Below are 12159 nucleotides of genomic sequence, written 5' to 3'. Positions count from 1 at the left end.
GTTAGACGGCGTCCTCGAGTTCGAGGCGCGGCGCGATGCCGAGCGCCTTCATCTCGTCGAGTAGGAGCTTGAACGCGTAGCTCATCTCGATGTTGTGCACGTCGGTCTCCTCCCCGCAGTTCGGGCAGTAGACGCGACGCTGTTCTCGGTTCTCCACCGCGGTCATCCCGCAGTTGCCGCAGATGTGGACGTACTCCTGGTCGGAGGATTCGAGCAGGCGCTCTTTGAGCACCATCGCCGCGCCGTGCCCGATGACGGTGTCGCGCTCCATCTCCCCGAGACGCAGGCCACCCTCGCGGGCGCGCCCCTCGGTGGGCTGGCGCGTCAGCACCTGTACCGGCCCCTTGGAGCGGGCGTGCACCTTGTTCGAGACCATGTGGTAGAGCTTGTGGTAGAAGATGTTCCCCACGAAGATCTGGGCCTCGATCTTCTCCCCGGAGACACCGGAGTACAGCTGCTCCTTCCCGGAGGAGTCGAAGCCGTGCGTTTCGAGCGTCCCCCGGATCTCCTCTTCGTCCTCACCGGTGAAGGCCGTCCCGTCGACGGTCCGCCCGTCGAGCGCGCCGGCCTTCCCGCCGAGCATCTCCAGTACGTGGCCGACCGTCATGCGCGACGGCAGCGCGTGCGGGTTCAGGATGAGGTCGGGGACGACGCCGTCCTCGGTGAACGGCATGTCCTCGTGCGGCGCGAGGTGGCCGATAACCCCCTTCTGGCCGTGGCGGGACGCGAACTTGTCGCCGAGTTCCGGGACGCGCTCGTCGCGTACCGAGACCTTGGCGAGCTTCGAGCCGTCCTCGCCCTCCATGAGCGTCACCGTGTCGACGACGCCGTCCTCGCCCGAACGCATCGTGACGGACGTCTCGCGGCGTTTCTGCGGGCTGAGGCCCGCCATGTCGTCCGGCTCCTCGAGGAAGCGCGGGGGTGAGGTCTTCCCGAGCAGGACGGAGTTCTCGTCCACCTGCGTCTCGGGGTTGACCATCCCGTCGTCGTCGAGGTGCGTGTACGCGTCCTCGCCGCGCGAGCCCCGAACGTCCTCGCCGGGGACCTCGAAGCGGTCCTCCTGGCCGCCGGGGTAGCGGCGTTCTTCGCCCTCGTAGGTGCGGAAGAAGTGCGAGCGGCCGAGCGCGCGCTCGACCGACCCCTTGTTCATGACGAGGGCGTCCTCGATGTTGAACCCCTCGTAGGACATGACGGCGACCGTGAAGTTCTGCCCCGCGGGCCGGTCGTCGTAGCCGATCTGCTCGGTGGTCTGGGTGTTGACCATCGCCGCCTGGGGGTAGTGCATGATGTGCTGGCGGGTGTCCGGGCGGATCCGGTAGTTCGCCGCCGGGAGCCCCAGGCTCTGCTTCATCATCCCCGCACCCATCGTGATACGCGGTGAGGCGTTGTGTTCGGGGTAGGGAACCATCCCCGCGCCGATCCCGAAGATGAGCTGCGGGTCGATTTCGAGGTGCGTGTGGTCCTCGGTGAGGTCGTCCTCCTCGACGGCGACGAGGATGTCCTCTTCCTCCTCGGCGTCGATGAACTCGACCTTCCCCGCATCGACGAGGTCCTCGAATTCGAGGTCGCCGTTCTGGACGGCCTCGACGTCGGATTCGTCGGCAATCGTCTCGCCGTCCTCGACGACGAGCAGCGGGCGGCGCGCGCGGCCGGCGTCCGCGTTCACGATGACCTCGCGGGTCCGGTCTTTCACCGAGACGTTCACCATCTCGGAGACGTTGCCGCGGCGGCGGGCTTCACGGATCTGATCTGCGAGCTCGTAGGGGTCCGGGTGGGTCCCGACGAGGCTCCCGTTGACGTAGACTTTCGCGTCTCGTGCCTGGCTCATGTGGTTAGTCGTCCGCGGGCGCGTCGCTTTCGTGCTGCAGGCCGGGCACTCCCTCCACGCCCATCGAGGAGAGTTCGGCTTTCAGGTCCTGTTCGTCGTCCACGTCCTGTGAGAGCTCCATCGCCTGTGCGAAGTTCTTCACGAGCCCACAGTTCGGCCCCTCCGGCGTCTCGGAGGGACAGATGCGACCCCACTGGGTCGCGTGCAGGTCGCGCGCTTCGAAGTGCGGCTGCGAGCGGCTGAGCGGGCTGCGCAGCCGGCGGAGGTGCGAGAGGACGCCCATGTGGTCGGTGCGATCGACGAGCTGGGAGACCCCAGAGCGGCCGCCGACCCAGTTGCCCGTCGCGATCGGGTGCTCGAGGCGCTCGGTCAGCACGTCCGAGCGGACCACCGTGTTGACGGTGAGCTGTCGGTTGCGCATGTTGGCGCGCTCAAGCTGGTACTTCACGTCGCGTGCGAGCTTGTTGAGCGCCGTCCGGAAGAGGTCCTTCATCAGGTCGCCACTAACCTTCAGGCGCTTGTTGGCGTAGTGGTCCTTGTCGTCGGATTCGCGGCGATCGAGCGCGAGCTCGAAACACGCCTCGGCCATCCGGCAGAGGTAGTAGGCCTTGTTGATCCGCGTCTCCTCGTCCTCGACGCCCTCCTCATGGAGGTGCGGGAGGAGGTAGCGGTCGATGACGTAGTTCGCGCGTTTGAGCTGGTAGTCCTTCCCCTGCCCGGAGGCGACGCGCTTCCCGAGCGTCTCGATGGCCTCGGCCTCCGTCTGGACGTCGGCCTCCTCCAGGTTTTCCAGCATGAACTTCACGATCTCCGGGTCGTCGCTGACGCGGTGGACGATCTCCTCGTCGGATTCGAGGCCGAGCGCCCGCACGAGCGTCACGAAGTTGATCGACCCCGAAACGGAGGGGAACGAGACTTCGAGGATCCCCGAGCGGTTGCGCTCACAGAGCACGAGGGCGCGGTACCCGCGGCGCTGACTGAACGTCTTTGCGACCTGGATCTCGTCGCCGTACTTCGAGTCGTACTCGGCGAGGATCTTGTTCGGCGCGAGGTCCTCCGAGGTCATCAGCACGCGCTCGGAGCCGTTGACGAGGAAGTAGCCACCGGGGTCGGCGGGGTCCTCGCCGATGTCGACGAGCTCCTCGTCACTGTAATCCGCGATGTTGCATTTCGAGGAGCCGACCATGATCGGCATCCGGCCGACCTTCGTCTCGGTCGTATCGAGGACCGTCTCCTCTTCTTCCTCGCCGCCGCGCACGATGCTCATCTCCATGAACACGGGCGCGGAGTAGGTGATGTTGCGCAGGCGGGCCTCCTGCGGATACAGCAGCTCCTCCGAGCCGTCGGCCTCGCGGACGCGCGGCGTCGTGATGCGGACGTCGCCGAGCTCCACGAAGACCGGCTCCTGGTCCTCCTTGTCGCCGATGTCCGTCTCGATACGCTCCTTCTCGGTGACGACGTCCTGCATCCCCCGTTCGAGGAACGAGTTGAACGAGCGATAGTGGTGTTCTGCGAGCCGTTCCTTCGAGAAGTACTCTCTCGACAGCTTACGTCGATCTTGCTGTTGCATTATTCGATGACCAGTCGGTACACGATGGCTTCGTCCGTGGTTCGGGAGTCGCGCACGACCTTCACGACGTCGCCGATCTCGGCGTCGTCGGGCAGCGCGGGGTCGCGGCGTTTGATCTTCGGAAGCGACGTCCGCTCGACGTCGTACTCCTCAAGGACGTCCTCTACCTCGTCCTCCGGCAGGACGGTATGGTCGGGCACGAGTTCGTGTTGGCTTTCATCTACCATGGGTACACCTGGGTGGGGGAGAAGCGGCTCTCACGAGATACTACAGTACCGTTTACGCCCGAAGACGTTAAGTCTTATTAACTGCGTTCGCGCGTACGGGAGGGCCGCACGGTTTGGGCAGCGACGACGTGTCCTGTCAACGCCTCACTCGGAGGGGGTCGGAAAGAAAGCCTTAATTAGTTCACCCGGGTACAAAGAAATGCGTTCGAAGCCCGGATGGTGTAGTGGCCCATCATACGACCCTGTCACGGTCGTGACGCGGGTTCAAATCCCGCTCCGGGCGCTTTTCCCGAAACTAACTCGGTAGTAGCCGGTATTCGTGTCGCAAACCGGAAGTCGGGAAAATTCCCTCGCGCTTCTCTCGAAACCGATCGGTGAACGACTACCGCATGTCCGCAACCAATATTCGAGCAGCGACATCGGGGCGCGTGCAGGACAGTCACTCACCGGGTAGCCAAATCGACGGTCGAGCGGAAGAACTGGGTGCAAAGAGGTGGGTGCCGGCCGAGCAGCGCGATCCGCCGCGTGATCAGCAGTTTCGAGGCGGAGCCCCCGGCCTCAAGGAGCGAGAGCTTCCGGCTGGTCGGAAGCGCGAAGCGAGTAGGCCGGGGAGGAAGCCGACACTCACGACACAAACTACGAGGCAGTAGCTTCCCGACTCCCGAGTTATTAAGTACCACCGAATCAGAATCTGAAGTATGGCGGTCAGGCGTACCGCGCCGGTCAAACTCGTTGTTCCCGACGAGTACCGTGATGACCTCCACGAAACCGCCGAGCAATTCCTGTACTGTGCGAACGAGGCGAGTGACTACTGCTGGGACAACACCGACTACGAAGACTGCGTCACCTCGAACGTGACAGCCCGGGATGCGTTGTACGACCGGCTGCGCGAGGAGACTGAACTCACGGCGAACCTTGTCCAAGAAGCCATCCGGCGTGCCGTTCACGCTGTCGATAGTGGTGTTGACCGCTGGAAAAACGACAAGCGGACGAACAAGCCGGAGTTCACCTCCTGGAGTATGGTCTACGATAAGCGCAGTGCGACGTTCTATCGGAACAAAATCTCACTGTCAACGGTGAACGGGCGTATCGAGTGTGATTTCGAGTTGCCAGCGGATAGTCCAACGCCGTACGAGGAGTACGTCTTGTCCGAGGAGTACGAGTTTCGGACGAGTACACTCCAGTACGACCAAGCCAGCAACGAATTCTACTTCCACGTCAAAACGCGGAAGATAGACGAAGATGGAGAGGCTGTTGAGATCGAGGGTTCGGCCGATCCCGGGCACCAGACAGTCCTCGGGATCGACCTCGGTGTGAACAGTCTCGCCGTCGCCACCACAGGGACGTTCTGGAGTGGTGATGAGTACGACCACTGGATCCGGGAGTTCGAGAACCGCCGAGCAGAAATGCAACAGCGTGGCACACAAGCCGCACACAACGCCGTCCTTCGACTCGGGAAGCGAGAGCGAGCATGGCGGAAACAGTACATCCACACGGTCGCCAACGAGATCGTTGAGGAAGCGGTTGACTACGACTGCGACGTGATCGTATTCGAGGAGTTGACGGATATTCGAGAGCGACTCCCTCACGCTGACTGGCATCACGTGTGGGCGTTCCGCCGTCTTGTCGAGTACGTTGAGTACAAAGCTCCAGATCGAGGGGTGGCTGTAGAGCAGGTCGAGCCTGCCCATACGAGTCAGCGGTGTTCTCGGACTGATTGTGGGTTTACTCACGAAGACAACCGGGACGGCGAGCAGTTCCAGTGCCTGAAGTGTGGGTACGAAATCAACGCGGATTACAACGGCGCGAAAAACGTCGCGTTACGGTATATGTGGAAGCGACACCACAGCCTGCGTTCCTCGCCCACGTCGGGGAGCGCAGACGCACCAGTAGACGTGCGTATACATGGTGGGATGTTGAACGGTGACGGCTATCGGCCAACCGCCGACAGCTAATCACCGGGAGTCCACATCAAAGCCCCCCCCTCAAGGACCGAGGCGCGTATGCGCCGAGGGAGTAGGGAGGGGTAGTTTACTCTTGCTGTCCCGTAACGTCGTACTCCGTGCCGGTCGCGACGTAGAGGAGGTCGCGGACGACCGTCCCGAGTTCGGGGAGCAGGCGGAGCAGGACGAAGGTGAGTGCGACGAGCGCGACGACGGAGAGCGACTGTGCGATGACGCGGTCGGCGATGTAGTAGGACGTGACGCCAGTCTGTGCGGGGCTGAAAACGAGCTCGACGAAACGCCGCGCGAACGGCCCTTCGAACCACTGGTTCCCGTGTGCGATCGCGATGAAGGAGACGCGGACGACGTTCAGCGCGTAGATGACGGGGACCACGATGCCGAGCGCGAGCAGTCGGCGGCGCGCCGGGGCGCGGAGCGCGACGACGATGCCGGCGACGAGCGAGATGCTCCCGATCCCGGTACAGGCGAGGAGGACTTCGAGCAGGTAGCGATGCCCGTCGACGACGTAGAGGAACGCGTGCGGGAAGCCGGTGTGGGTGGACTCGATCGTCGGCCCGGTGAGGACCTGGGGGTGGTAGCCGAGTGCATTCTGGAGCCATGCGCCATGGCGCGCCGTCATCGCGATCAGCGCCCGCGCGACGCCGTCGATCGTGAGTACGGGGAGATAGATGAACCCCATGACGGCGACGGCGCGCGAGAGGATCATGAGCGACGGACGGGTGGCGTACACGAGATACGCGACGTAGAGCGAGCCGGGGACGGCGGCGGCGATAAGCACCGTCTCGATGACGCTCTTCTGTTCGAACCAGAAGTGCGGAACGAGGAGCGCCCAGAAGAGCGCGAACAGTGCCCACGAGACGCCGGCGACGGCGCGTGCGTGGCGCGTGTAGTCATCGCGGGTCGCGAGAACGGCGCTCGCGGCGAACAACCCGACGACGATCCACGCGAGCGTGTCGGTGGTTTCGAGCGCCATACAGGCCGTGTAGTCCGTCGGAAAGGATATGGGTAACGGTCGATCCGGGGACCAGCGCGTCGAGGGGCAGTGACGCGGAGACGCGTGTGGGGAACGGCGCTACTCCGCTTCGTCGGGAGAGCGGCGCTTCCAGATGAACGCGCCGAGGAGAATACCGATGAGGATGATCGCGCCGCCGCCGATGGGGAGGAGCGGCAGCGAGGAGCTCGGCGAGATGCTGACCGGAACGGTGTACGACGTGGTCGTCCGCGTCACGCCGTTCGGCCGGTCGTAGTTGACGACGACGTCGAGCGGGTAGGTCGTGCCGCCGGCGACGCCGGCCGCGCTCACGGCGTACGTCACGTTCGTCGACTCGCCGGGTTCGAGCGTCCCGATCACGCTCGTCCGGTAGTTGCTCTCGATCGGCCGCTCGAAGTATTGGCTGTCGAAGACGATACTCGGCTTGATGTTGTGGAGCGTCGTGTCGCCGTTGTTCGTCACCTGGAAGGTGAGCTCACTCCAGTCGGAGTCCTTCGGCGTGTCACCGCGGGTGCCGGCGGGGATTTTGTTCACCGCCGTGATGTCGAAGATCGACTTGTACGGACCGACGGCTGCGTGGACCTCGTGGACGTCGCTCGTGTAGGTGTCGTCCTGCTCGTTGTCGTAGTGGACGGCGAGTTCGACGGGAAGCGAGCTCACGTTCGCGGTCTTCGGGACCGTGCCGCCGTCGAAGGAGAAGGATCCGCTCTCGCCGGCGTCGAGGTCGGGGAGCGAGACGGCACGCTGATCGAAGGAGAATGCCGAGTCGTTGTTCGCGACGGCGAGCGTGGCGTCGTGGATCGGCTCGGGCCCGGTGTTCGTCACGGTCCCGGTGAGCGTCCCGTCGCCGCGGCCGATCCGCAGCGTGCTCTCGATGTCGTCGATAGCGAAGGTTTGCTCGGGCCGGGGGCGGAACGTCGTGAGGAGCCGATTGGACTGCCGGGTGACGCCGTCCGCGTCCGCGAACGTGATGTCCACGGGAACGGAGTAGTTGTGGACGTCCGCGATGTCGTCGACGGCGGTGTCGTAGGTGAGCGTCTTCGTCTCACCGGGCTCCCAGCGATCGACGGAAGCGCTCGCCGAGCGCCCGGACGAACCGAACGTGACGGCCTGCGTCTGCGAGGAAACCTTCACGTCCGCATTGGTGGCGACCTCGGAGCCAACGTTTTTGATCGAGACGCTGTACGTCCCGCGCTGATTGATGCGGGCGTCCGTCGAGTGATTCACGACCTGGAACTGCGCGCGGTCGCGGACGACGACCGGCACGTCGAACGTCACGTCGCGCGTGTAGTCAGTGTACCGCGGCTGGGAAGGGCCGTAGCGGACCGCCGCGGTGTAGGTGTACGACGCGTGGACGGTGAGGTGGTACGTTCCGGGCTCTGCGTCCTCGGGGACGGTGATGTCGATCCCGTACGGACCGTTGACCCCGTCACCGATGTCCCCGGCGGGGTACTGCTTCGTGTGGACGGTGATCGGACTGTCACCCCCGGAGACCGAGAGCTTCGTCGCGCGGGCGGTCTTCACTCGCTCCTGGTAGTTCGCGTTCCCACCCTGCGTGATGACGCCGTCGTTCTGTACGTAGAGGTCCAGCGTCGCCTCCGTCCCCGTCGTGAACTCGTTGTCCACCACCGAGGCGTGGAGGTCCGGGTGTCCCGCAACCGTGTTGTTGGTCTGCAGGGCCGAGGCGGTCAGCGGTGCAGCGCTCAACAGAAGGAGCGCGATGACTGCACTCGTGATGTATCGTTCGTGCTGCATGTGTGGTGTGTGTCCGTGGTATCGTCAGTCGCTGGTCGGTTGTGCGTCGGTGCCGTCGCCGCCCTCCATCTCCTCGACGTTCGACTGCTGGGAGAGCGAGCGCTCCGGAAGGAGCAGCGCGATGACGAACGCAACCGCCATCACGGGAATGAGATAGAAGAACATCCGATCCATGCTCAGCGAGACGGCGCGGACGATGTCGTCGCGGAGCGCGCGCCCATACTGCGGCGTGTGGAGCAACACGGGATCGAGCGCGCCCCGGGACTGCGCCCGGCCGGCGATGCGGACCATCATCTCGCTGAAGGAGTTGCTGTAAAGGGTCCCATAGACGGAGACACCGATCCCGCCCGCGAGCGTGCGGAGATAGGTGATAATCGTCGTCACCACACCGAGGTACTCGGGGCGGACGGCGTTCTGCGAGGCCGTCGTGAGCACCGGCATGATGAGCCCGAAGCCCGCCCCCGTGATGAAGAGGTAGACGGCGAGGGTGAAGAACGCCGTCCCGCCGTGGATCGTCGAGAGCAAGAAGAACCCGACGGCACCGAAGACCGCCCCCATCACCGGGAACGGCTTATACCGGCCCGTTCGGGTCATGAGGTTCCCCACGATGAAGGAGAAGCCCACCATCCCGATAATCATCGGCGCGATCAGCGCGCCGGCGAGCGTCGAGGAGACCCCCTGCGTGTACTGGAGGAACGTCGGAATGTAGTTGATGACGAGGAGCCGGCCGATACCCGCGCAGAAGCTGAGGCCGATCGCGGACGCGACGACCGGGTTCTTGAACAGCTCGAGCGGGAGGATCGGCTCCCGTGAGTTGTGCTCCTGAAAGAGGAAGAGCGCGATGCCGACGACCGCGGTCACGATCAGGAGGCCGATCCGCCACGACCCCCAGCCCCAATCACTGCCCTTCTCCGAGACGAGGATGACGGCGACCGTCGTCACGAAGAGGAACAGGACGCCGAGATAGTCGATCGTGTGGTCCTCGTCGGGGACCGGGAGGTCGAGCGTCGGCTCGATCACCGCGAGCGCAAGCAGCCCGATCGGGAGGTTGATCACGAAGATCAGCCGCCATGTGTAGTGGTCGGTGAGCCACCCGCCGAGGAGCGGCCCGAGGATCGTCGCGATCCCGATCAAGATGAACATCCCGCTGATGTACTGCCCGCGTTCGCGGGGGCTGAAGATGTCGCCGATGATCGTCAGCGCGAGCGAGATCAACCCGCCGCCACCGATCCCCTGGATCGCCCGGAAGAGCGTGAGCTGCGTCGCGTTCTGTGCGACGCCGCAGAGCCCGGAGGCCACCCAGAAGATGATGATCGCGGCGAGGAACAAGGGCTTCCGGCCGTACATGTCGCTCAGTCGCCCGTAGAGCGGCGTCGAGGCCGCCTGCATGATCAGGTACGCTGTGATTATCCATGTGATCTTGTCCTGACTCGCGCCGAGGTCACTGAGGATGTCGGGGAGCGCGGCGGCGACGATCGTCTGGTCCATCGCGGCCATCAGCACTGCGAGCATGAGACCGGCGAGAATTACCAGCCGCTCTCGGCCGATCCCCTCGACGGCCTGGCTCATAGTGGCAGCACCGAGCGCGGAAGCGACGCTGTGCGGTCGGACGGCCGACGCGGCGACGATGACGGTTCGACGAAGATCATCCGGTCACTAACCAACTGTTTGGTTAGTTTTTACAGCCAAAAGGGCTTCGATACGGTCCGAAATGTGCGGGCGGACGCGGACGTCGTGGGTGCGGGCGGACGCGGACGTCGTGGGTGCGGGCGGACGCGGACGTCGTGGGTGGGGGCAGGCGCGAGCGGTCGCTACGTAGCCGCGAGCGACGACGTATCCACGCTGAGCGTGGTGCCGTCGCCGGTCGTCGCGCGGACGGTGAACGACCCGCTCGGCGAAGGTGTCCACAAACGGCCGTCAGCGCCGGTCGTACCGAGCGTCTCGTTCGCGATCGCGATCGTCGCCGACGTCGGCTCGCCGTCCTCCATCACCGACACGCGAAGCGGGCCACCGGCATACGTTCGACTAACGGTCAGTCGGTTATCGCCGCTCGTCGTCGCGGCATCCGGCGACGCCACGAGCCCATCGAGGTCGAGGGTCTCCGTCTCCTGGTACACCTCCCCGGAGCTCATGTCGACGTACGAGTGGACGGTCCCGTTCGCGTACGTGAGCGTGAGCCGGTAGGCGTATTTCGCCGAGCTCGACTGGATCGGGATCGGGACGAAGCTGACGCCAGTACTCTGGTTCATCACCCACGGGTAGAGCGATTCGACATGCGAGATGATCGCGCTCCCCGAGGGCACCGCGGCCGGATCGGTGTCATAGTTCGTCGGGCGTGCGGCGCTCCGAACGTACGACCCGTCGTGGACAGCGGCGAGCGCGGTCCCGTTCGGTCCGGCCTCGACGAAGAGACGATCGAGTCGCGACTCGCCGTTGATCGCCGCCGCGACGCGATCGCGGAGCGAGTCACTGTACGCGAGGAGTTGCGCCCGAAACTTCGCCGCACGCGTCTTCGCCGCCGCACCGGCGGCCGGGCGTCCCTCGATGAACTGGGCGAGAGAGACGAGCGACTCCGCGCGCGCGTCGATCTCCGCGAGCGTCGTGCTGTAGTTCGTCGCCGACAGCGACCCGCTGCGGAACCGCTGGCGGGCGTCAGTCGCGTCCGCGACGAGATCGGCCGTACGCGCCTCGAGGACGTCCGTCGCGTTCGAGATGACGCGGCGGCGTTCCGTCTCGTTCGCAGCGCTGTCGAGTCGCTGTTGGAGCGTCGTGCGGGTCAGGCGCTGCTCGAGCGTTGCGCGCGACATCGCAATCGAGTCGGTGACGCTCACGTCAGCCGACGCGAAACCGCTACGCTCGGCGGTAACCGGGAGATACCCCGGCGTTGCGACGGCCGCGGTGGTGGACGATCCGCCCAGTGCGGCGGCCGACGACCCGGTCTCGGCGGGAACGAACGCGGTCGCTCCCGACGAAAGCAGGAGGACGCCACAGAGGAGGGCGATCGCGCGGGAGGAACTCATGGCTACGTGGAGGGGCTGTCGGAACCGACGGCACGGATCGACTTAAACGGGCGGGTGTCGAGCGACGGCGCTGTCGCTACGCGAAGTAGCGTCCGAAAGAAGAACCGCGAACCGAACCGCACCGCAGGTGACCGGTTCCGCCGGTCAGTCGTGTTGCGTTAGTTCTCGCGGCGGAGTGCCAGCAGGGCCGCACCTGCGAGCGCCACCAGCGCGAGGCCCACACCGAAGCCCGGCGACGAGCCACTCGACGTGGTCGTCGTCGACGTCGACGTGGACGTGGACGTCGTGGACGTCTCCTCGGTGGAGGACGTCGTCGACGTTGTGGACGTCGGCGTCGTCGTCGACGTCGTGGACGTCGTCTCGTTCTCGAGCGCGCTTGCGTTCACGACCTGGACGTCGACGCGGTCAGTGTTCTCACCGTCGTCGACTTCCAGCGTGTAGTTCCCCGTGGCGACGTCGTCACCGACGGGCATCTCCATGGACCACGACCCGTCCCAGCTCCAGTCCTCCGTGGACGTGAGCGCGACCGTGTCGCCATCCTGGCTCAGCAGCTCGAGTGTGACCGTGTTGTCCTCCGGCTGGAGGTTCGTCTGACCGGACACCATCGCGGTCTCACCCACGGCGATCGGGTTGAGCCCGGAGGCCTCGTGGCCCTCCGTGTAGACCGTGTTGATGCGGGTCGACGCATCGGCGAGACGGAACTGCGTCTCGACGACGTTGTCGTCAGAGGCCGTATCCTCCACGGTCTCCGACTCGAACGCGTTCCAGATCTGCGTGCCGTCACGCGAGCCCTGGCCGTTGCGC

General features: G+C 65.0%; 9 protein-coding genes and 1 tRNA gene. 2 read left to right on the top strand and 8 right to left on the bottom strand.

The annotated features are described in order from the left end of the window. Position 1: 1 nt before the first annotated feature. The 3 genes from rpoB to ABDZ36_RS12355 are packed head-to-tail and all read right to left on the bottom strand — an operon-like array spanning position 2 to position 3625. Positions 2 to 1828, bottom strand: a complete 1827-nt coding sequence (gene rpoB / locus ABDZ36_RS12365) for a DNA-directed RNA polymerase subunit B (protein WP_211311505.1) — start codon at positions 1826 to 1828, stop codon at positions 2 to 4. 4 nt (positions 1829 to 1832) lie between these two features. Beyond that, complete coding sequence (locus ABDZ36_RS12360) at positions 1833 to 3398, bottom strand: DNA-directed RNA polymerase subunit B'' (RefSeq protein WP_211311506.1); 1566 nt, start codon at positions 3396 to 3398, stop codon at positions 1833 to 1835. Continuing rightward, entirely contained in the window at positions 3398 to 3625 is a 228-nt protein-coding gene (locus ABDZ36_RS12355; protein WP_188872456.1) for a DNA-directed RNA polymerase subunit H, read from the bottom strand. The genes ABDZ36_RS12360 and ABDZ36_RS12355 overlap by 1 nt, the downstream gene beginning before the upstream one ends. Positions 3626 to 3835: 210 nt before the next feature. On the opposite strand from ABDZ36_RS12355, the gene ABDZ36_RS12350 reads away from it, so the two are divergent. Both ABDZ36_RS12350 and ABDZ36_RS12345 read left to right on the top strand, forming a co-directional pair. Then, positions 3836 to 3908: transfer RNA gene (locus tag ABDZ36_RS12350), tRNA-Asp, on the top strand. Positions 3909 to 4323: 415 nt separating this feature from the next. After that, the gene (locus ABDZ36_RS12345; protein WP_211311507.1) at positions 4324 to 5580 is read left to right on the top strand and encodes an RNA-guided endonuclease InsQ/TnpB family protein; all 1257 of its coding nucleotides are present in this window, start codon (positions 4324 to 4326) and stop codon (positions 5578 to 5580) included. Between the two features lie 76 nt (positions 5581 to 5656). Here the strand turns inward: ABDZ36_RS12345 and artA are convergent, their stop codons facing one another. The 5 genes from artA to ABDZ36_RS12320 all read right to left on the bottom strand — a co-directional run. Further along, positions 5657 to 6562, bottom strand: coding sequence for an archaeosortase A (artA, locus tag ABDZ36_RS12340; protein WP_211311508.1), 906 nt, complete (start codon positions 6560 to 6562; stop codon positions 5657 to 5659). A 99-nt stretch (positions 6563 to 6661) separates the two neighbouring features. Next, entirely contained in the window at positions 6662 to 8335 is a 1674-nt protein-coding gene (locus ABDZ36_RS12335) for a COG1361 S-layer family protein (RefSeq protein ID WP_211311509.1), read from the bottom strand. Positions 8336 to 8359: 24 nt separating this feature from the next. Continuing rightward, positions 8360 to 9904, bottom strand: coding sequence for an MDR family MFS transporter (locus ABDZ36_RS12330; protein WP_211311510.1), 1545 nt, complete (start codon positions 9902 to 9904; stop codon positions 8360 to 8362). 242 nt (positions 9905 to 10146) lie between these two features. Beyond that, on the bottom strand, positions 10147 to 11355 hold the full coding sequence (locus tag ABDZ36_RS12325) for a DUF7094 domain-containing protein (protein ID WP_211311511.1): 1209 nt from the start codon (positions 11353 to 11355) through the stop codon (positions 10147 to 10149). Positions 11356 to 11513: 158 nt separating this feature from the next. After that, the coding region (locus tag ABDZ36_RS12320) for a PGF-CTERM sorting domain-containing protein (RefSeq protein WP_343749335.1) at positions 11514 to 12159 on the bottom strand (646 nt) is incomplete at its 5' end.

Source organism: Halarchaeum salinum (genome assembly GCF_039520965.1).
Lineage (GTDB): Archaea > Halobacteriota > Halobacteria > Halobacteriales > Halobacteriaceae > Halarchaeum > Halarchaeum salinum.
This window is presented reverse-complemented; position numbering and strand designations above follow the sequence as displayed.